Consider the following 21864-nt stretch of genomic DNA (forward strand, 5'->3'; position numbering starts at 1 on the left):
CTCTTAGAGACTAGCGATCAGTCCGGGGCGCGCAAGTGATAGAGACGTTCACACAGTTAAAATTATGGCTGGTTGAAAACACCAGTCTCGCGAAAGACGCGCTGCATATTTATGTGGCGCTTGCCGTCTACCTTGGCTCGTGCCTGCTGCTAAGATGGAAAGCGTCGAGCTGGAAGCCTTGGGTGCTGGTGTTGGCCATTACTTTACTGGGTGAACTGTGGGATGCGCAGACCACGCAGCAGCTGGGACGTCGGCCTATTCCAGACGCGCACTGGAAAGACATTTGGAACACCATGATGGTGCCAACTATCCTGCTAATCGTGGCTCGTTTTACGTCTGTGTTTGAACGGCCTTCGAAGGTGGACGAACCGGCCCCTAAGACTCTAAGCGACCAGCTTTAGGTTCGCGCGGCCCCGCAGCGGCTGCAGCTCAACGTTCCCTATTCCCTCGATGTCGGCGACGCGCTCGGCCAAATCGCCGTCGAGAATGAAGCTGCGTCCAAGCCGCATATGCGCCTCTTGCCCGTCCGTCAGGATCAGCCGCACGAGCACCTCGCCCGGTGCCTCTTCGCCCGTTGTGAGCGACAATTTCAATTCACCCAATGCCTCCGGCCGGGTCACATCGGCGCGCATTATCATTGGGGTGCGCCCGCTTACGCTGGCTAGGGGTTTTGCACCGCGCACCGTCAATCGCGGCGGCTCACCGGGGTTAGGCGAATCGAGCTCGACCGATAGCAGCAAGCACGACCCCTCTGCGGCCCATTTCTCAAATTCGGGCACCAGCGCTTCTTCGAAACAGGCGGCCGAGAATTGCCCGCTGGAGTCGGAGAAATCTGCGCGCACAAATTCACCGCCGCGTTTGGTCCGCGCCTTGTTCATGCCCTCCACCATTGCAGCAATCACGGCGGTTCCCCGCCCGCCAGGAGGTGCGCCTGCCTCCATTAAGCTCTGATAAGTTCGCGCGCCATTGGCGGAGGCAATTTCGCGATATTGCTGAACCGGGTGAGCCGCAAAATAGAACCCAAAATTCTCGCGCTCTTTCGCCATTTGCTCCGTCCGTGACCATTCCTCGGTCACCTTTAGGCGCAGCTCCTCTTGCGGGGCATTCTCGCCGCCAAATAGCGCCGCTTGCCCGCTGGAGCGCTCGCGTTCTGCCGCATCGGCTATCGCCAGCAGCATGTCGGCATTGGCAAAGATCGCCGCGCGATTAGGCTCTAGGCCATCGAGCGCGCCTGCTCCGACCAGACCTTCGAGCTGGCGGCGGTTCATACTGCCCTGTGGCAGACGGTCGAATAGGTCTTGCAGACTTTCAAACGGACCGCTCGCCTGACGCTCCGCGACGATGGCATCCATCGCTTTCTCGCCGACATTGCGGATCCCCGCTAGTGCATAGCGCACGCCGTAACCATTGTCGGTCTGCTCAACCGTAAAACGCGCTTCAGAATGGTTGATATCTGGCGGCAGCACCGTGATCCCGCCCTCATCGCCTGTGGGATAGCGACGCGCATCATCGACGAAGATCGAAAGCTTCTCGGATTGATGCAGGTCGAAACACATCGAAGCGGCGTAGAATTCCTCTGGGTAATGCGCTTTCAGCCATGCGGTTTGATAGGCGAGCAGCGCATAGGCCGCCGCGTGCGATTTGTTGAAACCGTAGCCAGCGAACTTGTCGATCAAATCGAACAATTCATTGGCTTGTTTCGCTTCAATGGCGCTTTCAGTTTTACAGCCTTCGACAAAGCGGCCGCGCTGGACGTCCATCTCTGCCTGGACCTTCTTACCCATCGCCCGGCGCAGCAAATCCGCATCGCCGAGCGAATATCCAGCCAAGATCTGTGCGGCCTGCATCACCTGCTCTTGATAGACGAAAATCCCGTATGTCTCTGAGAGAATGCCTTCGAGCTTCGCGTGGGGGTATTCAATCGCAACCTCGCCAGCCTTGCGCTGACCGAACAGGGGGATGTTGTCCATCGGACCGGGACGATAGAGCGACACCAGCGCGATGATATCGCCAAAATTGCTTGGCTTCACCGCTTTCAGCGTGCGCCGCATGCCTTCAGATTCCAGCTGGAACACACCAACCGTGTTACCATCCTGCATAAGGTCATAGACCGCCGCGTCATCAAGCGGCAGCTCGCCAAGATCAATGGTAATTCCGCGTAGTTCCAATAGGTCAACCGCTTTGCGCAGCACCGACAGAGTCTTGAGCCCAAGAAAGTCAAATTTGACGAGACCCGAACTTTCAACGTGCTTCATGTCAAACTGCGTCACCGGCATGTCAGAGCGCGGATCGCGGTAAAGTGGCACCAGCTGCGCTAACGGGCGATCGCCAATCACAACGCCCGCCGCGTGGGTAGAGGAATTGCGTGGTAGCCCCTCCAGCCGCATCGCCAAATCAACGAGGCGCTTCACCTCATTGTCATTGGTGTATTCCGCCTTGAAATCCGCCGCTCCATTAAGTGCGCGCGGCAAAGTCCACGGGTCGGTCGGATGGTTCGGCACCATTTTGCACAGCCGGTCCACCTGACCATAACTCATCTGGAGAATCCGTCCGCAATCGCGCAGGACGGCGCGCGCCTTCAGTTTACCAAAGGTGATGATCTGAGCGACGTGATCATTGCCATATTTCTGCTGAACATAACGGATCACTTCGCTCCTGCGCGTTTCGCAGAAGTCGATATCGAAGTCCGGCATGGATACGCGTTCTGGGTTAAGGAAGCGCTCAAACAGAAGGCCCAATTGGATCGGATCAAGATCGGTGATGGTTAGCGCCCAAGCGACAATTGACCCCGCGCCCGAACCCCGCCCTGGCCCCACCGGGATGCCATTGTCTTTGGCCCATTTGATGAAGTCGGCAACGATCAGGAAGTAACCGGGAAAGCCCATCTTCACGATGATGTCGATCTCGTAGTCGAGGCGGTCGAAATAGACCTTCCGCTCCTCGTCAGACATCTCACCGTAAGGCTCCAGACGCGCTTCGAGGCCAGCTTTGGATTCCTCCGCCAGCATTCTCGCCTCGCCCTCCAGATCGCCGGCGAGGCTGGGCAGAATCGGGTCACGATACGGCGGGGCAAAGGCGCAGCGCTGGGCCAACACCAGAGTGTTCGCCATCGCCTCTGGAACATCGGCAAACAGCTCATCCATCATCGGCGCCGATTTTACGAAGGCCTGCGGATTGGAGGTCGGGCGATCCTCGTTCTCAATATAGGTCGAATTGGCAATGCACAGCATTGCATCATGCGCCTTGTGCATATGCGGGTCGGCAAAATTCGATGGGTTTGTCGCGACCAGCGGCAGATCGCGGGCATAGGCGAGCTCAATAAGAGCCTCCTCAGCCTTCGCAGCCGCATCATCACCATTGCGCGCGAGCTCCACATAAAGCCGCTGCGGGAAAAGACGCTGCAAATTGTCGCAAAGCGAGTGCGCCGCTTCGGTCTGTTCTTCCGCCAAGAGCCGCGTGAGTGCGCCCTCGCCCGCTCCGGTAAGCGCGATCAGTCCATCGGTCCGCCCTTCCAGCTCTGCCATATCGACATGCGGGTCCAGCTCCAGCGGGCGATCAAGGTGCGCCTTTGAGACGAGGTGACACAGATTGTCATAGCCCGCCTCATCCTGAGCAAACAACGGCAGGTAATCCACGATTGTCCGCTCGCGCTCATCATTGCTCGGCCGCGCGACGCCCAGCAAAGTCCCGATAATCGGCTGCACACCCTCAGCCTTGCAGGCGGAGGCGAACATCACTGCGCCATAGAGGCCATTACGATCGCAAATGGCGATGGCAGGAAAGCCGCGCTCCTTAGCCAGTTTCGCGATCCCCTTGGGATCAATCGCCCCTTCCAGCATGGAGTAAGACGATAGAACGCGAAGCGGGATGAACGGAGCAAATGCCATCTTGGCACTATGCTGAGCAGCCTCGCTTAGGCCAAGCGGCAATCCACAGCTTTCTCTCCCCTGTCATCCTCGCGAAAGAGGAAATGACGATGCCTGTGATGTCAGAATTAGAGCAGCTTTTCGATGTCTTTCGCAATCGACTCCGGCTTGTCTGCAGAACCATAGCGCTTCACGACATTGCCCTCATGATCGATCAGGAATTTGGTGAAATTCCACTTGATCGCGGTCGTGCCCATTACCCCGCGCGCCTCTTTCTTCATCCAGTCGAATAGCGGCGACGCGTCAGAGCCGTTGACATCCACCTTCTCCATCAGCGGGAAGGTTACGCCAAAGTTGAGTTTGCAAAACTCTTGGATTTCCTCGGCATTGCCGGGTTCCTGAGCGCCGAACTGATTGCAGGGAAAACCAAGCACTTCAAAGCCTTGGTCCTTGTATTTCTGAAAGACCGCCTCCAGACCGTCATATTGCGGGGTAAAGCCGCATTTGCTGGCGGTGTTGACGACGAGTAGGACCTGTCCCTTCTTATCGGCTAGGTCCAATTCCTCGCCGCGATTGGTGGTCACTTTAAAATCAGCGATTGTGGTCATGGCTAGCTCGGTTCCCTTCGCCGATATGTGTAGTCGAAAAATGAATGCCATGAAACTCCGTGGTTCGTCGAGGCTTCCCCAAACTGACGGACGCTTCCGTCCTCACTAGGAGTGAATGTCATGCGCACCAGGCGGTGCGGAGCACCCATCATCGGCCAATTGCCGGTTAGAACCATTGAATTCCTAGAAAAGCCACCGGCAAACTCAATTCTTAGCGACGATGAGCCCACCCAAGTCTGATGCCATTGGCCTGTTCGCGGATCGAAGCTATTGAGGCTACTCCCGGTCCGCCCGTCCAATGGCATCCAGTTTTCTCTGACAGCGCACCCACTATGGATGCGCTCGACCTTACTGTGTCCCACAAGTTCGTCTGAACCACTGGGGAAAACATCCCACTCACCGAGCCAAAAATCGAACTGGGCTTGCTGGTTACTCGCACAAACCGGGGGTGGTTTGGGCAGAGAGACCTCCATTGGCGGAGGGACTTCGTAATTTTCCGGTGCACTCTGAACCGAAGCCAATACCATCGCGGATAGAAAAATGCTCATAACGTACTTCCCTTATTCGAGCACCCCGTCATGCAACCTCACAACCCGGTCCATACGGGCGGCCAAACGTTCATTGTGTGTCGCAACGAGAGCTGCGCTGCCCTCGCCGCGAACCAGCTCTAGGAACTGACCCAATACACGGTCGGAGGTCGTCTCGTCCAAGTTTCCGGTGGGTTCATCCGCTAGCACCAAGGTCGGTTGGTTCGCGAGCGCCCGGGCAACGGCAACACGCTGCTGCTCCCCGCCAGAAAGTTGGCTGGGCCGGTGAGTTAGGCGATGCTCAAGGCCGAGTGAGCTTAGCAGGCTATCGGCGCGCGCCTCAGCCGCGCCGCGTTCCTGACCAGAGATCATTTGCGGCATCACCACGTTTTCGCGCGCGTCAAAATCGGGCAGCAAGTGGTGAAATTGATAGACGAACCCAAGGTGATCACGCCGTAAAGCGGTGCGCTGGTCCGCTGGCAATTTACTTGCCTCGGTCCCGGCAATCGCGATCGAGCCTTCAAATCCGCCTTCAAGTAGGCCAACCGCTTGCAACATGGTCGATTTGCCGGAGCCTGATGGGCCTAGAAGAGCGACGATCTCACCCGGCATAATGTCGAGATCAACGCCGCGCAGAACTTCAATGGTTTGCTCACCCTGAGTGAAACTGCGTTTCAACCCCTTGAGTGAGGCAATTGGTGAAACGCCGGAATTACTCATATCGCAGCACCTGTACCGGGTCCGTGCTGGAGGCTTTCAGAGCAGGATATAGTGTCGCTAGGAAGCTTAGGATCAGTGCAAGTGCGACAATGCCCGCCACTTCCCATGGGTCCGTGCGCGAAGGCAGGGTGGAGAGGAAACGCACCTCAGGGTCCCAAATCTGCTGACCAGTGGACCAAGCGATGAATGTCACAATTGGCCCTCGGAAATAGAGGATGATAAACCCGAGTACCAATCCAGCGGCGGTTCCGATCACTCCGACCGTGGAGCCGGTGGTGACGAATATCTTGAGCAGGCTGCGCCGGGTTGCCCCCATCGTGCGCATAATCGCGATGTCTCGCGTCTTCGCGCGGACCAGCATCACCAGGCTCGAAAGGATATTAAAAGCGGCCACCAGCACCATGAAGCTAAGCGCAAAGAACATCGCAACACGCTCAACCTGCAGAGCCTCAAACAGAGCGGAATTGATCGTCTGCCAATCTGATACGACCGCACGCCCGGCGAGCTTTTCCTGCACCGGCGCTAAGATGGAGCCGACTTTATCTGGGTCTTCCACCGTCACTTCGATCATCCCGATCTTATCGCCCATCAGCAGCAATTGCTGAGCATTGGCTATTGGCATGATCACGAAGGTCTCGTCGTAATCGTAAATGCCAGCCTCAAAGATCGTGACGACCTCGTAATCCACTTGCCGGATTGAGGTGCCGAACGGCGTCGTGCGTCCTTGCGGGTTGATTATCGTCAGGCTGTCGCCAACCCCCGCGCCAATGTTCTGCGCCAAACGGGAGCCTATGGCGATGCGGCGCTCACCGGGAATTAAGTCTCTGATATCGCCCTGAACTACCGTTTCCGCCAGTCCCTCGATATCTTCAGCTGTGTTGCCGCGCACGAAGATCAGGTTCACCCGACCATTCAATGAGGCCATCAGCGGCTTTTCAATCAGTGGAGAGGCATCGACCACGCCAGGTGTCGCGCGCACATCCTCCAGCACGCTTTGCCAATCGCCCAGATCATCATTGTAAGCCTGCACAATCGCGTGGCCATTAAGCCCCGTGATCTTGTCGAGCAATTCTGCGCGAAACCCGTTCATCACGCTCATCACGACGACCAGCATGGCGACGCTCAGCATCACCACGCCCACCGATATTCCGGCGACGAGCGCAATGAAGGCCTCCCCCTTGCCCGGCAAGAGGTAGCGTTTGGCGATCATCCATTCAAAAGGCGTTAGAAACAAAGTGATTAAAGCTCTGATCAATTAAGGCTTAACGAAGCCTGTAAGCGCGCCGGGGCGGCGGCGCAATGTATGCCGACCACGCGCTTGTGTGAAAAAGGCCGGTGAACGCACTGCCTTATCGCTTGTAATTGAGCTGTAACATCGTCATTGAGGCCCCATCCAGCAGCGGCGCTTTAGGCAGGATCGGCGATGAATTTCACGCACCCCTTTCACGATGAAGATGGTGATACCCTGCGCGAGGAGTGCGGCATCTTCGGAGCGATCAATTCCTCCGACGCTGCGGCGGCCACGGCTCTGGGGCTTCATGCACTGCAACACCGCGGGCAAGAGGCCGTTGGCATCACCAGTTTTGATGGCGAAACCTTTTTCTCGCGGCGCGGCCAAGGCCAAGTGGCGGAGAATTTCTCTACGCAAGAAGCAATTGACGAGCTTCCCGGCGGAATGGCGGCGGGTCACGTGCGCTATTCGACCACTGGTGGCTCCGGCCTGCGCAATGTTCAGCCGCTCTATGCAGAACTGGCCAGCGGCGGCTTCGCCGTGGCGCACAACGGAAACATATCCAACGCTCAGGCACTACGTAAGGACCTCGTTGGGCGCGGTTCGATCTTCCAATCGACCTCTGACACCGAGGTGATCATCCACCTGGTTGCAACCTCGCGCTATCCGACGGTGGCGGACCGCTTGATCGATGCATTGCGATTGGTTGAGGGCGCTTACGCTCTGATCGTTATGACCCCAGAGGGTATGATTGCCTGCCGCGATCCGCTGGGCATTCGCCCGTTGGTGATGGGCAAAATGGGCGACGCCGTCGTCTTTGCCAGCGAAAGCGTGGCGTTTGATGTCGTCGGCGCAGAATTGATCCGAGAGGTTGAACCAGGCGAGATGATCCAGGTTGATTTTTCTGGAGAGATCAAACCGATCCGCCCATTTGGCGATCACAAACCGCGCCCGTGCATCTTTGAACATGTCTATTTCAGCCGCCCAGACAGCATTTTTGCTGGGCACAGCGTCTATGAGGCGCGCAAAGCCATCGGCGCTGAATTAGCCAAAGAATCGTCCTGCGATGTCGATTTGGTAATCCCCGTGCCGGACAGCGGCGTTCCGGCAGCCATCGGCTATGCGCACGCCTCAGGCCTACCTTTTGAGCTCGGTATTATCCGTTCCCACTATGTGGGGCGCACCTTCATTCAGCCGTCCGATACGGCTCGCCATGCGAGCGTGAAGCGCAAGCACAACGCAAATCGCGGTCTCGTCGAGGGTAAGAAGATCGTGCTGATCGACGATCTCGATTGTGCGCGGCACCACTAGCCTGCGCATTGTTGAGATGATGCGCGAAGCCGGCGCGAGCGAGGTGCATTTCCGCGTCGCAAGCCCGCCCACGGCGCACAGCTCGTTTCTACGGGGTCGACACGCCGGAACGCTCCAAACTGCTCGCAGCCCGCATGGAGCCGGAGGCGATGCGCGATTTCATTAAGGCCGATAGCCTCGCCTTCATCTCGATTGACGGATTGTACCGCGCGGTCGGGGCCAAGGGGCGCGACAAAGCCTGCCCGCAATTCTGCGATGCCTGCTTCACTGGGGACTATCCAACGACGCTCACCGACCTTGATATGGGTGAGTATGAGCCAGCCCAACTGCCATTCACTGATCACAAAGCGGCCTAGAATCACATGTCACAGGACAAACCGCTGAGCGGTAAAACTGCGCTTATTACGGGCGCTAGCCGCGGAATTGGCGCGGCCACGGCGCAGGCTCTGGCCGCGGCCGGTGCTCATGTGATTCTGGTCGCCCGCAAAGTGAAGGCGCTCGAAGCGATAGAGGATGCGATCCACGACGCGGGCGGGACATCGACGATTGCCCCGGTGGATTTGACTGAGCCAGATGCTGTCACGCGCCTAGCTGGTGCCATTGCTGGCCGCTGGGATTCGCTAGATTATCTCATTATTTCAGCCGCCTATTTACCAGAGCTGTCACCAGTCACGCAGATTGATCCGAAGCTTTACAACAAGGCGCTGGTGACCAATGTCGTCGCGACGCAGGCCCTGCTCGCTGCGTTTGACCACTTGCTTAAGAAGTCCGAAGCAGGCCGCATTGTCGGTTTGACCAGCAGCGTTGGCGCTGGCCCTCGCCCATTCTGGGGCGCGTACGGCTCGACCAAGGCGGCGTTTGACAATCTGCTCCTGAGCTACGGAGCGGAAGTCGAGAAACTCGGCAACACCCGCGTGGCTATCCTGGATCCCGGTGCGACTCGCACAGAAATGCGCGCGCGGGCCTATCCGGGCGAGAATCCTGAGACAGTGAAAGAGCCTACGGTTGTCGCAGACCGCATCACGGCACTGCTCACCGAGGACTTTGAGACTGGCCACCGCGAACGCGTGGACTAGGCGACACCGCCCACAAGCATCTCAAATCGTTCGATAAGCCTGCTTTCGAACGCCGGTAGCCTTGCGTCCGCACCGACTGCATCGCGCCTCTGGTAAATATCTGGCAACCATGTCCGGTAACGCGCCCTTAACGTTGGGCGGTGAACTTGCGCATCAAGACCGACCGGCAAGAGACCACAAGCTGATTGGATATGAGGGTACGCATCCCATGCAGACCGAACACGACCGTTACACATTGGCAGCGCAAGAAGACCGCTGCTCACCGCGCACAAAGCTCACGATTCCGGCAACTTTGCGGGCGTCGGGTGGCCGCGCGTTTCAATCTGTCGTCCACGACCTGTCGATCTCTGGCTTCTCCGCCGCATCGATCAATCGCATGCACGAAGGCCAAATGTGCTGGCTAACCCTGCCCGGCCTCGAATCGCTGCAATGCGAAGTCGTGTGGTGGGACAATTGCGTCGTCGGCTGCGCTTTCAACGAGCTGCTCAGCCCGATCGTGCATGACAATATCCTGCAACGCTACAGCGAGACCGGCGTCTACCGCCGGTAATCGCGGCGCCTAGCGCTCAATCAATTGCTGCAATCTTAGCCGCAATACCGCCCCATTTGGTGCGGTATTCGCCGCTGGTTGCTGTTGGCCAGTTGCTCACCACTGCCAGCACCAGCCGTTCAGATGGAACAAGAGTGATGGACTGTCCAAAGATGCCTTGGGCCCCATAATTCCCGCCAGGATAGGTCCACCATTGGTAGCCGTATCCAAAGCCGCCGTTTCCAAAATCGACCTGCGGTGCGCCTGCATCGGCGAACCAGCCTTCCGGCACGACACCATCGCCGCCACCCAGCACAAACTGTCCCATCCGGGCATAATCGCGCAGGCGCAGCGAGAGGCAGCATCCGCCAATATTGCCGCCGCGCGGGTCTGTCATCCAGAACAGTCCGCCTTCAAATCCAGCGGGTTCAACGATCTTGGTTTGCGCATATTCGGCAAGTGGCAGTCCGATAGCATTCTCGACCACCATGCCGATCAAGTTCGTCTCGCCCGTGCTGTAATTCCACTTCGTGCCCGGTTCTGCCGCGCGGCCCAATTCCTTCATCTGCGCAACGATCGCGTCTGCGCCATACTCAAGCACGAAACGGTTCATCTGCGCCACGTCGCTGGTCGGATCAGTGTAGCTTTCATTCCAGTCGACACCGCTGGTCATGGTGGCGAGCTGCTTTACGGTCACGCCGTCATAGGATGACCCCACCAGCCCTGGCACGTATTGCGTGATGGGATCATCCAAACTGCCAATAAAGCCATCAGCAATGGCGGCAGCCAGAAGGGTCGAGGTGAAGCTCTTGGCGACGGAGAAACTGGTCCAGCGGTCTTCTGGACCCAGGTCGAGGCCGTAGCCCTCAAAGCGTGTTGTCCCATTCTTGATGACTATCACACCAGAAGCGCCCGATTGCGTCATCAATTCGCGAATCTCAGCTTGGAGTTCGGTCGGTAGAGGCGCTCCCTCGGGAAGCTCGCGCGGATTGGCGGAGGCAGGCACTTCATGCCCCGCAAACCAGTTTTCCATTTCCCGGAAGCGCGCAGATCGGATCTCATTGTCCCAAAACAGCACTTGCAGTTCCAACGGATCACGCTCTGGCGGAGTGACTAACTGCACTGGTTCGAGAGCCGCCGCAGGGGTCTCGACCGGGCCGCTATAGCTCGCCGAGCATCCTGCAATCGCAAGCGCAGCAATCCCACTGAGTAGTGTCTTTGTAATCGTCATTTGTGCCCTGCCCTCAAACTGTTTTCGAACCGCAACCTTAGTAGGATGAGCCGGCTAAGGACAAGGGTGCGAATGGCACGAAGCGTTTCTCTATTCGCCCTTCATCGCCTTATACGCCGACAGCGCCCGCTCGCGCGCTTCCTTGTGGCCGATGATTTTTGCAGGATAAGCTTTGGGCAGACAGCCATGCTCCTCAGGGTCGTGAATGTACGGCTCACTAAGGTCTGCCAGCTCCGGCACATATTCGCGGATATAGGCCGCGCTGTCGAACTTCTCGGACTGGCTGAGCGGCGCCATGATCCGCACGAACATGTTGGAATCGACACCTGTTCCGGCGGTCCATTGCCAATTCGTCGCGTTAGAGGCGTAATCGGCATCAACCAGCGTATCCCAAAACCACTTCTCGCCCTCGCGCCAATCGATCAGTAAGTGCTTAATCAGGAAGCTAGCCGTGATCATCCGCACGCGGTTGTGCATCCATCCTGTCTGATACAATTGCCGCATCCCGGCATCGACAATTGGGTAGCCGGTCTTGCCGTCCTGCCAGGCTTTGAGATCGCGCGCGGCGGCCTTGTCAGAATGCGGATCGCGCCATTTCAGCTTGTCATAATCCTCGCGGTAATTCGTGCTGGCATAGGCGGGGAATTGCGCGATCGCGTTTTGTGCGTAATCGCGCCAGATCAATTCTTTCTCATAGGTCCGCCACCCGTCAGAACGCTTATGCTTCAGTGCATGCCAGATCTGCACCGGAGATATTTCGCCAAAGTGCAAATGCGGGGACAGCTGCGATGTCTTCTCCACCGAGGGGAGATTGCGAGCCTCATCGTAATCCTCGACGTGGTTTTCCCACCATGCGAGCCGCTCATGCGCGGCCGCCTCGCCAACCTCCCAGAACGCGCGCATACCGCCCGCCCAATCGGGCTTGGTCGGCAGCAGCCGCCAATCTTCGAGCGTATCGCTGGCGGGCCATTCATCTGGCGAAGACAAGGTCTCTGGCTCTGGCAGAGCGTCGCGCGGCGGGAATTGCGCTAGGCTCGCTTTGGAAAACGGTGTGTAGATCTTGTACTGCGTGCCAGAGCCGGTCGTGATCGAGCCCGGCGGCATCAGATAATTGCCATCATACAGCTGAAGGTCGAGCTTCTCAGCGAGCGCCCCCTGCGCCTTGCGCCACCACGGCTCGTAATGGCGATTGGCATGGACAGTCTCAGCGCCAGTTTCCTCGACTAGCTTAGTCAGCTCCTCCACCGCCTCGCCGCGCCGCAGGATCAGCCGCGCATTGCGGGACCCAAGCGATTTCGACAGACTCTCCAGCGAGTGATGCAGCCACCAACGCGATGCCCCGCCATAGGCATGGCCCTTCGCGCAATCATCATCGAGCACATAGACGGCAATGACGGGGCCTTGCTGCGCGGCTGCGTACAGAGCTGGATTGTCGGCCATGCGCAGATCACGCCTCAGCCAGACGATTTGTGGGGAACTCACCAACTACCTCCGTTCGCCCTGAGCTTGTCGAAGGGCTGCGTTTCTTCACGTCCGTTTTTCTTACAAGAAGGACAGGGCTTCGACGGGCTCAGCCTGTACGGGTCTGAACTACCAACGTCGTCATGCTGAACTTGTTTCAGCATCCATCGAATTCTCTTAAATAATCGAGTGCGATGGGGATGGACCCTGAAACAAGTTCAGGGTGACGAAGTGGGAGGTTCTTCACACTGAACATTCGGCAAGGCGACCGCAAAACGATCTCGAGCAAGTGGATCATAGAAACGAGCATCGCGTAAGATTACAGAACCGTCCTTGGCGCGCTCGGCAAAGGGTGCGCGTGACCAGAATAGGAAGGCTTCAGCCTGCGGATTACCTCTCGCCCCTTGTCGAATTGGCCCAAGCGCACATTGGCCAACCAAATTGATGAAAAAGACGTCATAATCCCGGTCAATATCATACTCAAAAAGTGAGTATTTTCCGTTCTTACCAGAAATCATGTCGCGTCCCCAAAACGCAAATGGGACAGGGCTAGCAATCACCGTACTTTCTGCTGCTTGCTGATCAGCTGCATGTGGTAGGTGTCGTTGAGTAATCGCCCCATTCAGCCCAATGTACGCCAGCGCCACCGCTATCGCGACGCGCGCGGGTTTGATCCAATCCCCGCCCTTCTTCTCGCGGCGCAATGAAAACCACGTCGCAAAGCCCATCAGCACCCACAGCCACACGTCGATAATAAATAGAGTGTCGCCATAGAACCATTGCGAGGAGAACGGCTCAAGCAAGCGGATGCCATAGACATTCAGCCAATCTAGCGCTGGGTGCGTCAGGCAGCCGATAAAACTCAGCAAGAAAAGCCATTTGAAGCTAACCGGGCGGCGACCCTCAGGCCGCTTTCCACGTTTTTCCTGCCACCGGTCGAATCCCCATAGCAGCCCCGCCAGTATCAGCGGCAGCAACACCAATGCGGGCGGGCCATGCGTAATGCCGCGCCGGAACCCAAGATGCTCCTGCCCGTCAAGCCAGAAGAAGCACGCCGCATCCACGTCGGGCAAGTTCGCCCCAATGATGAGCGCAGGCATTGCGAGCCCAGTTTTCTTCTTAAGCCCCGCCTGGCCCAGCAATGCGCCGACTAGAGAGTGTGTAAGATTATCCAACTATGCGCCTTTTCTACCGAAGCCTTGGCCCCGTGACGCGGCAGACCCTTGCGCCTCACTATTCGCCCCGCTCGCTGATACCGGGGCATTCAGCAATTTGTTCAAATTTCGCGCTTGCAGTTCCAGTTCCATGACACTGCCAACCATCAAGGCGCCATTTTTTGGCCCGCCCTCGCCTTCCATGTAGAGAACGGTGCTGCCTGTTTCGTGCAGTTCGGCGCTTCCTTCCGATCCGGCATAGAAGCGCTTGATGTCCTTAAACGGCACCGTATGGCGAAGCTTGGCATTCCCAGCAGGATTGACCTTACTCACCCGCAGCTCACGCGCATTTGCATCCAAATCTACTTCTTCAATCGATTTTCGGGGGATAAAGATCCTTTGGCCAAGATAACGGCTATACTGGCCAATCCAGCGCACAGAACAATCCTGAGCCATGGGGTAAATTCATCGGCATTGTTCACCTCCATCGACCAAAAAAGGACGGCAACTGACAAGAACGCAACGCCGCCAAGCCCGCCGAAAACCCTCGCCATTAAGCTGATTTCAGGGTTTTCTCGCAGGAGCAGCCGGTTTTCTTCGGTCGCATATTGGACCGTTCCGCCTTCAATATATCTGATCACTGACCCATCCCCCGTTATGTTTGCACCTTACCGTTAGAACATTTTGTTTGCGAGTGGAAAAACCGCGCAGAGCAGACTAACGCAAGACCTGACAAAGTTTGGGACGAGACATCACTATGAGTGCAACCGCACCGTTTATCCGTGCCGATATGAAGGCATTCCTGGAGGCATTGGCCGCCGCAAACGGCCCAGCCATCGCCAACATGACGCTGGAGGAAGCGCGTGCAGGCTATGGCGCGTTGCATGCTATGGCAGATAGACCCGCGCGTGACCTGGCGGTGATCCGCGACCTCACCTGCCCCGGTCCAGCGGGCGATATCGGCCTGCGGTTGTATGATGCGCGGGAGACCCGCGAGGCCGGCCCAGTGATCATGTTCTATCACGGCGGAGGCTATGTGATTGGCGATCTCGACACCCACCACAATCTCTGCACGGAAATCGCGCATCTGATGGATTTACCGGTTGTGGCCGTGGATTATCGCCGCGCGCCAGAGGCCCCCTTCCCCGCGGCGATTAAGGATTGCGAGGCGGCAACGCGTTGGGTCGCGTCGGCTCCGTCAGAACTGAGCCTCACACCGACAGGCCTGATCACGATTGGCGATAGCGCTGGAGGCAACGCCGCAATCGTGATGGGCCAGCAATTGGCAGCAAACCCGGCCGATGTTCCGGTGGTACTGCAAGTGCCGATCTTCCCGCTGGCCAGTGACGCGATGGGATCGGCCAGCATCGAGGAATTTGCGACCGGTTATGTACTTACCAAGGCCGCCGTCGAGTTCTTCGACGCGCAATACCAGCCAAACCGAAATGACCCGCGCGCCTTCCCCATTCTGGGTGGTCACACGGCGGCTCCGTCAACCGTTCTGGTCACTGCCAGCCTTGATCCGATCCGCGATTCCGGTCGGGATTACGGCGCTGCCCTGTCACAGGCAGGCGCAGATCATATGCTGATCGAGGTCAAAGGCGTCACGCATTCCTTCACCAATCTGCGCGGTGCCGTGCCCAGCGCTCAAGCCGATCTGGAGCGGATCTTCGCCGCCATGAAACACATGCTTGCAGGAACCTCCACATGAGCAATCTGCCCTATCGTCCCTGTGCTGGCTTTATGCTTGTGAACGCCGATGGCCATGTCTTTGTGGGCCAGCGGATTGATGCTAACCGCGATCCCAAAACGCTGGGCGCATGGCAAATGCCGCAGGGCGGAATCGATAAGGGCGAGGACGAGCAGCAGGCGGCTCTGCGCGAACTGGAGGAGGAAACGGGCATTGGAGCGGCACTGGTCGAGGTGATTGCGCGCTCAGCGACCACGCACCGCTATGATCTGCCAGCCGAATTGCTCGGCAAGGTATGGAAGGGCAAATATCGCGGGCAGGAACAGCATTGGTTCCTTGGCCGGTTTTTGGGGAGCGAGGCAGATATAAATCTAAACGCGCACGAACCGGCGGAATTTGAATGCTATAAATGGATTGAACCCGCGCAATTGCCGGAGCTGATCGTATCCTTCAAACGCGACGTTTACGCGGCCTTGGTGGAAGAATTTACGCCGCTAATATAGCGTAGTGACGCTCAATTTTGCGCGACGCCGTCTTCAACACCGGCCGTTTCCGCCGCGAGCCGCGCTTGGGTGCCGGTTGCGATGCTGGTCTGTAGCGCTACCGTCTCTGGGCAATTCGCGCCGCACAGGCTGCGCAGCTGCGCTAGGTTGAGCTTCGCCTTCTCCAGCGCGCCCTTCTCTACCAGTGCCTCGCCCTCTCCCGACATAGCCGCAAAATTGCCGGGATCACGCACCAATGCCTCGCGGTAATAACGGATCGCCTTACCTTGCAGCCCTTCGAAACGGGCAACATTTGCCAGTTCGATAAATACGCCGACATAACCCGGATCAACTGCCAATGCGGCCTCGTAAGCATCAATCGCCGCCTGCGGATCGTCAGCCTTAAGCGCTGCTTGCCCTTGCGCAACCAGAGCGGCTGCGCGTGCATCAGGCTCATAATCCTGCGCGCTAATGACGCTCGCAGAAACAGTGAAAACGAGCGATAGTGCAGCGGCAGCGGGCGCAAAGCGCATGAGCGTCTCCTTAAAGGAGGCTAAGCGGGAAGTTTGGGGCTCAGCCATGTGGCAATCGCTAACACGCATATTCCAGATTTGCGACAAAAAATCCGTCCGTGCCGTGTTGGAACGGGTCTAGGCGCAGGCCGTCACCGCGCGGTGTGCCCAGCGCCAGTTCGGGTGTCTTGGCCGTCCACCCCTCGTGCCTTTCGAGAAAGGCTTTGATCCGGTGCGGGCCTTCCGCATCAAGCAGCGAGCAAGTGACAAACACCATAGAACCGCCCTGACGTACCAGTTGTGCACCAATGTCGAGTACATGGTCCTGTAGTTCGTTAAGGCGAGAAAGCTCAGCCTCGTCCAAACGCCAACGGCTTTCCGGATTACGCCGCCAGGTTCCGCTGCCAGAGCACGGCGCATCGACCAGCACATGGTCTGCCTTCGCAGTCCACTGGGCCAAGGCCTCCATTTCCTTACCCGGATCGAGCAAGACAATGTGATCGACCTCTGCGCCCGTGCGGGCCGCGCGCGGGGCCAGATTACCAAGCCTGCGTTTGTCTGTGTCGGAAGCAACAAGTGAGGCTGCATTGCCCAGCTTTGCCGCAAGAGCGAGCGTTTTGCCGCCTGCGCCCGCGCACAAGTCAACTATGGTATCGCCGGGTTTCGCCGCCAGTGCTTCGCACACCAGCTGGCTGCCGTGGTCTTGCACCTCGATCTGACCATCGCGGTAAGCCTGCCATTGCTCCACCTGAGTGCCGAAGGGAAAGCGCAGGCCGTGTTCTGAAGCCAGTTTCTCACTCGGTTCAGGCAACTCAATCGTGTCACGATCAGCCTTCAGCGAATTCACGCGAATGTCGAGCGGCGCGCGGCCGAGCAGTGCTTCTGCGGCCTTGCCGGTAATTCCACTTTGTGAGAGCAATTCGATCAGCCATCCCGGTGCGACACCGGCCTTGGCGAACTTTTCGCCATCTCGGATTTTAGCCGGGCCATGATCAGAGCTATCAAACAGCTCGAGGATCGCAGGATCTTCCTGCCCCAGAGCAAGCATCGCTGCTCGCCCATTCTTGGGAACTGGCCCGCACAGGCGGATCGCGCGGTAGACCAGCTCGCGAATGGCGCGCCGATCCTTGGAGCCAGCATAGCGCCGCGCCTTGAAATATTCCGAGATTAAACGGTCTGCCGGGGCGGCCTTACGCCGGGCGCAGTCGATGATTGTATCGAGCAGTTCGATGGCTGCTTGAACGCGCGCTGCGGGCCTCAATCGCTTATCGCTTTAGCACGAGCGCGATTTTCATCCATTTCTGCAAACAGCCGCTCAAATTCTGGTGACTGGGGCACAGGCTTGCAGAAGTACTTCAGTGTTACCGGCTCTGCTGGTTTTATCGCGGGAACTGTTGCCTCAAATTCCTGAGCCGCCTTCTGGCATTCCTTTTCGCTGGCGAACAGAAACGGATGGCGCGTCAGCTCAGCGCGTGACGGATCATCAAGTGGAGTTTCGAGAAGAAACAACATGAAGGGGATAACCAATTCCATTGCTTACCTCGTCGGATAATTAGGGGCTTCGCGGGTGATCGCCACATCGTGAACGTGGCTTTCAGAGAGACCGGCATTGGTGATGCGAACGAATTTGCCGCGCTCACGCAGATCAGGAATGGTGGCAGAACCGGTGTAGCCCATCGCCGCCTTAATGCCGCCGACCAATTGGTGGACCACGTCCGCCGCCGGGCCTTTGAACGGCACTTGGCCTTCGATCCCCTCAGGGACCAACTTCATCGCAGAGACGTCTTGCTGGAAATATCGATCTGCACTGCCGCGCGCCATCGCGCCGACAGAACCCATGCCGCGGTATGATTTGTAGCTGCGCCCTTGATACAGGAACACCTCGCCCGGGCTTTCCGCTGTACCGGCCAACATAGAGCCGATCATTACGGTGGAAGCACCCGCGGCAAGCGCTTTCGCCGCATCGCCGCTGGTCCGCAGGCCGCCATCGGCGATCACTGGAACGCCGGATTTGGCAGCTTCCGCTGCGCTGTCCATAATGGCGGAAAGCTGTGGAACGCCCACACCTGCAACAACGCGCGTGGTGCAGATTGATCCCGGCCCAATGCCGACCTTCACCGCATCCGCGCCCGCATCGATCAGCGCCCGGGTCGCTTCCGCCGTGGCAACGTTGCCAGCCACAACTTGAACCGTGCTGGATAGCGCCTTGGCGCGCTCAACCGCGCGGGCCACATCCTTGTTGTGCCCATGTGCCGTGTCGATGATCACCACGTCGACTTCTGCGTCGATCAGGGCCTCTGTGCGCTCAAAGCCCTTGTCGCCCACCGTGGTAGCAGCGGCCACACGTAAGCGTCCAGATTCATCCTTCGTCGCATCTGGGTAATTGACTGCCTTTTCAATGTCTTTGACCGTGATCAGGCCAATGCAGCGGTAATCATCATCCACCACCAGCAGCTTTTCTATCCGGCGAGCGTGGAGCAGACGGCGGGCGTCTTCCTGACCTGTGCCAAGCGGGACAACTGCTAGATTCTCGGTCGTCATCAGCTCGCGCACAGGCTGAGCGGGATTTTCCGCAAAACGCACATCGCGGTTGGTAACGATGCCGACGAGCTTGCCCGACACATCCGTTACGGGAATGCCGCTGATCTTGTGCAGATCCATCAAAGCCTGCGCATCGCCGAGCGTTGCGTCCGGACCAATGGTGATCGGATTGACGACCATACCACTTTCATAGCGTTTCACCGCGCGAACGGCGGCGCATTGATCGGGGAGTTCCAGATTGCGGTGCAGCACACCGACCCCGCCCATTTGCGCCATGGCAATCGCCATATCCGCCTCTGTCACGGTGTCCATCGCAGCGGAAAGAATAGGAATGTTGAGCGCAATGCCGCGCGTCAATTGAGTTTGCGTGATCGCCATCGAGGGCAGCACATCGCTTTCGGCCGGACGCAGCAACACGTCGTCGAATGTAAGGCCAAGTGGGATGTCCATAAGTGCCACTTTCTAAGTCATAGCATGATTGATGTGGCGGCCCATGTAACCGCACTTCACCCAATCCGCTAGGGTGTGCGGGTGCGAAAAGCGCTCTTAATCCTCAGCTTGTTGCTTAAGGCGTTGGATAAACCTCCGTATCGGCCAGTCTTTTGACCAGTTCTTCGTGCAGCAGCAGGTCATCAATCGCTCCGCCGAGCTCTATTTTGTCGATGTCGTCTGAGACGCGGTGGTAATCGGCCTCAAGATACGGCCCGAGCGTGATTTCCGAGCCGAATGTCGTCGATAAGACAAGTGCGGGGACGTTCTCCTGTAGCAAGACCCAGGCGTCTTGGCGTTGGATGAAGCTTTCCGCTGTTTCACGGCTGCCCAGCTTTCGGCGCGCATCATTCAGTACATCCATCACAACCTCATCAAGGACAGTGCGCCCTTCCCCAATGAAGCCAACCGGGCTGCCTTGCGGGGCGAGCGCGACGCTGTCGAAATTGAAGGCGGCAACAATGCTATCGAGCGGAATGGAGGGCTTTTCTGTGAAAGCACGGATACCGAGGAGGCCTGCTTCCTCAGCCGTCGTGGCCATCACATAGATGTCGCGATCGTGTAGCCCAGCTTCTTTGAGACGGCGGGCAAGCTCAATGATCAGGGCGATCCCACTGGCGTTATCAATCGCGCCGTTACAGATCTTGTCCTGATCGGCTCCGGTCCTGCAGGTTCCCAAATGGTCCCAATGCGCGAGCAGCAAAACAGCACCATCTGCGGTTCGCGTGCCCGGTAAACGCCCAATCACGTTGAACGAATTAAACTCGCGCCGCTTTGACTTGGCCTCGATTGTGGCCGCCATGGTAAGATCAATCGCTTCGAATTCATCTTCATCAGAAGCCTGCAGCAGCTCGTCCCAGCGATCCTCGCCCAACAACCCAAGCATTACAGAATTGGTGATGAAAGCGCGCAGCTCCTGCCCTTCACGGCTCGCAAGAATGAAGCGTTCCCGCTCACGCACAAAACGCTGGTCTGCAATTGATTTGGTATCCTGCAGCACTGTGATGATGGCCACGGGGCCTTTGGCGAACAGTATCTCGCGGCGCGCATCGCTGACGCCGTCCTCGTCCAGCATCAAGACGACTTTGCCTGCGACCCGCTCCTCGGGGACGCGTGTTGCCTCACGGCCAACAAAAACCACATCTGCACCCTCAACCAGGGCCAATTGCCGGGTGGTGTAGGCAGCAGCGACTTCCGCAGGCAATTCAACGTCCCGGGCTCCGAAACTTAGCGTAACGGAACTTTCGCTCGGCTGCGTGCTGATCAAGCGAACTGGGGCGCGCCAGGGATTGCCGGGATCATTCGTGCCCGATTCCAGTCCCACGGATTGAAACCGATCTATGATATAATTGACTGTCAGGACCTCGCCATCGGTTCCAGGCTTGCGCCCGCCATAGGTGTCGCTGGCGAGGACATTGATATCGCGCGTCATGCTGGCGGCGATTTGCGCCCGCTCCGCCTTGGAAACGCTGGCCACGGGCGAGCCGACACAGGCGCTGATCGCCAGCCCAAGGGCGGCCACCACGCATGCTCTTGCAAGACCTGCTAGCCTCGCCCCTGTTTGCGCCCCTGCTTTGCTCACTCGGCGGTCCAGCCTCCGTCTATGCTCCAATTAGCTCCGGTCACATTGCCCGCTTCTTCACGGCAAAGGAAGACCGCAAGCGCGCCAACTTCCTCTGGCTGTACGAATTTCTTCGTGGGTTGCTTTGCCAAGAGGACATCGTTGATCACCTCATCCCGGGTCAGCCCGCGCGCTTTCATCGTGTCGGGGATCTGCCCCTCGATCAGCGGCGTCCAGACATAGCCGGGGCTGATACAATTGGCTGTCACTCCGGTCTGCGCCAGCTCCAGCGCGACAGTCTTGGTAAAGCCGGCGATGCCATGCTTACTGGCGTTATACGCGCTCTTGAACGGAGAGGCGGTCAGCGAATGCGCGCTCGCCGTGTTGATAATCCGGCCCCACCCACGCTCCTTCATGCCCGGAACGGCAAGCCGCGTGGTATGAAAGGGTGCGGTGAGATTGAGCCCAATCACCTGATCCCATTTCTCGGTTGGGAATTCCTCAACCGGAGCAACATGCTGCATCCCGGCATTGTTGACCAGAATATCCACCGTACCCGCCTCGGCCATCATGGCCTCAATCGCGCTGGCATCGAGAAGGTTAGCACCGCTGTAATCCGCGCTCAATTCCTCGCGCAGCGCGGCAATCTCTGCCTCGTCGCCAAAGCCGTTGAGGATTACCTCTGCACCCTCTGCATGAAGCGCGCGGGCGACGGCCAAGCCAATCCCGGAGGTTGATCCCGTGATCAGCGCGCGTTTGCCCTTAAGGAACATCGGTAACTCCTGCAGTTTGTGTCGACCCAAGCTTTTGCCATTGCAGGCGGCCCTGTCCAGCATTTATGCAGACCGCAGCGCAGCAATGTGCGAAATGCAGTC

General features: G+C 58.0%; 19 protein-coding genes and 1 pseudogene. 6 read left to right on the top strand and 14 right to left on the bottom strand.

Annotated features, from left to right (window positions below; genetic code table 11):
* The first annotated feature begins 35 nt into the window (after positions 1-35).
* Positions 36-401, top strand: a complete 366-nt coding sequence (locus AC0V6M_RS12795; protein ID WP_486139187.1) for a hypothetical protein — start codon at positions 36-38, stop codon at positions 399-401.
* On the opposite strand, the gene dnaE is transcribed toward AC0V6M_RS12795, so the two are convergent.
* The 4 genes from dnaE to AC0V6M_RS12815 form a co-directional block, all read right to left on the bottom strand.
* Positions 384-3887 carry a DNA polymerase III subunit alpha gene (dnaE, locus tag AC0V6M_RS12800; protein ID WP_486139643.1) on the bottom strand — a complete coding sequence of 1168 codons (3504 nt, stop codon included), beginning with the start codon at positions 3885-3887 and terminating at the stop codon, positions 384-386. The two genes, AC0V6M_RS12795 and dnaE, sit on opposite strands and share 18 nt — an antisense overlap.
* Before the next feature lie 107 nt (positions 3888-3994).
* Positions 3995-4474, bottom strand: a complete 480-nt coding sequence (locus tag AC0V6M_RS12805) for a glutathione peroxidase (RefSeq protein WP_486139188.1) — start codon at positions 4472-4474, stop codon at positions 3995-3997.
* Between the two features lie 560 nt (positions 4475-5034).
* Entirely contained in the window at positions 5035-5721 is a 687-nt protein-coding gene (locus AC0V6M_RS12810) for an ABC transporter ATP-binding protein (RefSeq protein ID WP_486139189.1), read from the bottom strand.
* A complete protein-coding gene (locus tag AC0V6M_RS12815; RefSeq protein WP_486139190.1) occupies positions 5714-6931 on the bottom strand; it encodes a lipoprotein-releasing ABC transporter permease subunit in 1218 nt (405 codons plus the stop codon). The genes AC0V6M_RS12810 and AC0V6M_RS12815 overlap by 8 nt, the downstream gene beginning before the upstream one ends.
* Before the next feature lie 213 nt (positions 6932-7144).
* Here AC0V6M_RS12815 and purF point away from each other — a divergent pair.
* From purF to AC0V6M_RS12830, 3 genes and pseudogenes are all read left to right on the top strand, one after another.
* Positions 7145-8619: pseudogene (gene purF, locus AC0V6M_RS12820) on the top strand (amidophosphoribosyltransferase).
* A 6-nt stretch (positions 8620-8625) separates the two neighbouring features.
* On the top strand, positions 8626-9339 hold the full coding sequence (locus AC0V6M_RS12825) for an SDR family NAD(P)-dependent oxidoreductase (protein WP_486139191.1): 714 nt from the start codon (positions 8626-8628) through the stop codon (positions 9337-9339).
* A 208-nt stretch (positions 9340-9547) separates the two neighbouring features.
* Positions 9548-9889, top strand: a complete 342-nt coding sequence (locus tag AC0V6M_RS12830; RefSeq protein ID WP_472645173.1) for a PilZ domain-containing protein — start codon at positions 9548-9550, stop codon at positions 9887-9889.
* A 16-nt stretch (positions 9890-9905) separates the two neighbouring features.
* On the opposite strand, the gene AC0V6M_RS12835 is transcribed toward AC0V6M_RS12830, so the two are convergent.
* The 4 genes from AC0V6M_RS12835 to AC0V6M_RS12850 all read right to left on the bottom strand — a co-directional run bounded on the left by AC0V6M_RS12835 (position 9906) and on the right by AC0V6M_RS12850 (position 14152).
* The gene (locus AC0V6M_RS12835; protein WP_486139192.1) at positions 9906-11099 is read right to left on the bottom strand and encodes a serine hydrolase domain-containing protein; all 1194 of its coding nucleotides are present in this window, start codon (positions 11097-11099) and stop codon (positions 9906-9908) included.
* 90 nt (positions 11100-11189) lie between these two features.
* Entirely contained in the window at positions 11190-12581 is a 1392-nt protein-coding gene (locus AC0V6M_RS12840; protein ID WP_486139193.1) for a cryptochrome/photolyase family protein, read from the bottom strand.
* Positions 12582-12778: 197 nt separating this feature from the next.
* On the bottom strand, positions 12779-13735 hold the full coding sequence (locus AC0V6M_RS12845; RefSeq protein WP_486139194.1) for a metal-dependent hydrolase: 957 nt from the start codon (positions 13733-13735) through the stop codon (positions 12779-12781).
* Positions 13736-14152, bottom strand: coding sequence for a hypothetical protein (locus AC0V6M_RS12850; protein WP_486139195.1), 417 nt, complete (start codon positions 14150-14152; stop codon positions 13736-13738).
* A gap of 319 nt (positions 14153-14471) precedes the next feature.
* On the opposite strand from AC0V6M_RS12850, the gene AC0V6M_RS12855 reads away from it, so the two are divergent.
* On the top strand, positions 14472-15425 hold the full coding sequence (locus AC0V6M_RS12855) for an alpha/beta hydrolase (protein ID WP_486139196.1): 954 nt from the start codon (positions 14472-14474) through the stop codon (positions 15423-15425).
* Positions 15422-15907, top strand: coding sequence for an RNA pyrophosphohydrolase (locus AC0V6M_RS12860; RefSeq protein ID WP_486139197.1), 486 nt, complete (start codon positions 15422-15424; stop codon positions 15905-15907). The genes AC0V6M_RS12855 and AC0V6M_RS12860 overlap by 4 nt, the downstream gene beginning before the upstream one ends.
* Before the next feature lie 11 nt (positions 15908-15918).
* On the opposite strand, the gene AC0V6M_RS12865 is transcribed toward AC0V6M_RS12860, so the two are convergent.
* The 6 genes from AC0V6M_RS12865 to AC0V6M_RS12890 all read right to left on the bottom strand — a co-directional run bounded on the left by AC0V6M_RS12865 (position 15919) and on the right by AC0V6M_RS12890 (position 21762).
* Positions 15919-16419: a tetratricopeptide repeat protein gene (locus AC0V6M_RS12865; RefSeq protein WP_486139198.1), complete on the bottom strand. Its 501-nt coding sequence runs from the start codon at positions 16417-16419 to the stop codon at positions 15919-15921.
* 58 nt (positions 16420-16477) lie between these two features.
* A complete protein-coding gene (locus AC0V6M_RS12870; protein ID WP_486139199.1) occupies positions 16478-17659 on the bottom strand; it encodes an RsmB/NOP family class I SAM-dependent RNA methyltransferase in 1182 nt (393 codons plus the stop codon).
* Positions 17656-17931, bottom strand: a complete 276-nt coding sequence (locus AC0V6M_RS12875) for a hypothetical protein (protein WP_486139200.1) — start codon at positions 17929-17931, stop codon at positions 17656-17658. Before AC0V6M_RS12875 ends, AC0V6M_RS12870 begins: the two co-directional genes overlap by 4 nt.
* Before the next feature lie 3 nt (positions 17932-17934).
* Entirely contained in the window at positions 17935-19389 is a 1455-nt protein-coding gene (gene guaB / locus AC0V6M_RS12880) for an IMP dehydrogenase (RefSeq protein WP_486139201.1), read from the bottom strand.
* 115 nt (positions 19390-19504) lie between these two features.
* Entirely contained in the window at positions 19505-20950 is a 1446-nt protein-coding gene (locus AC0V6M_RS12885) for a M20/M25/M40 family metallo-hydrolase (protein ID WP_486139202.1), read from the bottom strand.
* A gap of 56 nt (positions 20951-21006) precedes the next feature.
* Positions 21007-21762 carry a 3-hydroxybutyrate dehydrogenase gene (locus tag AC0V6M_RS12890; RefSeq protein ID WP_486139203.1) on the bottom strand — a complete coding sequence of 252 codons (756 nt, stop codon included), beginning with the start codon at positions 21760-21762 and terminating at the stop codon, positions 21007-21009.
* Positions 21763-21864: the final 102 nt, after the last annotated feature.

The sequence above is a fragment of the Erythrobacter sp. JB3-1 genome (assembly GCF_057364995.1).

Excerpts from the sequence above, each read along its gene's own strand:
- AC0V6M_RS12810 (WP_486139189.1), bottom strand. The coding sequence starts at position 5,721 with ATGAGTAATTCCGGCGTTTCACCAATTGCCTCACTCAAGGGGTTGAAA.
- AC0V6M_RS12825 (WP_486139191.1), top strand. The coding sequence starts at position 8,626 with ATGTCACAGGACAAACCGCTGAGCGGTAAAACTGCGCTTATTACGGGC.
- AC0V6M_RS12830 (WP_472645173.1), top strand. The coding sequence starts at position 9,548 with ATGCAGACCGAACACGACCGTTACACATTGGCAGCGCAAGAAGACCGC.
- AC0V6M_RS12835 (WP_486139192.1), bottom strand. The coding sequence starts at position 11,099 with ATGACGATTACAAAGACACTACTCAGTGGGATTGCTGCGCTTGCGATT.
- AC0V6M_RS12855 (WP_486139196.1), top strand. The coding sequence starts at position 14,472 with ATGAGTGCAACCGCACCGTTTATCCGTGCCGATATGAAGGCATTCCTG.
- AC0V6M_RS12815 (WP_486139190.1), bottom strand. The coding sequence starts at position 6,931 with ATGATCGCCAAACGCTACCTCTTGCCGGGCAAGGGGGAGGCCTTCATT.
- AC0V6M_RS12875 (WP_486139200.1), bottom strand. The coding sequence starts at position 17,931 with ATGGAATTGGTTATCCCCTTCATGTTGTTTCTTCTCGAAACTCCACTT.
- guaB (WP_486139201.1), bottom strand. The coding sequence starts at position 19,389 with ATGGACATCCCACTTGGCCTTACATTCGACGACGTGTTGCTGCGTCCG.
- AC0V6M_RS12860 (WP_486139197.1), top strand. The coding sequence starts at position 15,422 with ATGAGCAATCTGCCCTATCGTCCCTGTGCTGGCTTTATGCTTGTGAAC.
- AC0V6M_RS12890 (WP_486139203.1), bottom strand. The coding sequence starts at position 21,762 with ATGTTCCTTAAGGGCAAACGCGCGCTGATCACGGGATCAACCTCCGGG.
- dnaE (WP_486139643.1), bottom strand. The coding sequence starts at position 3,887 with ATGGCATTTGCTCCGTTCATCCCGCTTCGCGTTCTATCGTCTTACTCC.
- AC0V6M_RS12805 (WP_486139188.1), bottom strand. The coding sequence starts at position 4,474 with ATGACCACAATCGCTGATTTTAAAGTGACCACCAATCGCGGCGAGGAA.
- AC0V6M_RS12865 (WP_486139198.1), bottom strand. The coding sequence starts at position 16,419 with ATGCGCTTTGCGCCCGCTGCCGCTGCACTATCGCTCGTTTTCACTGTT.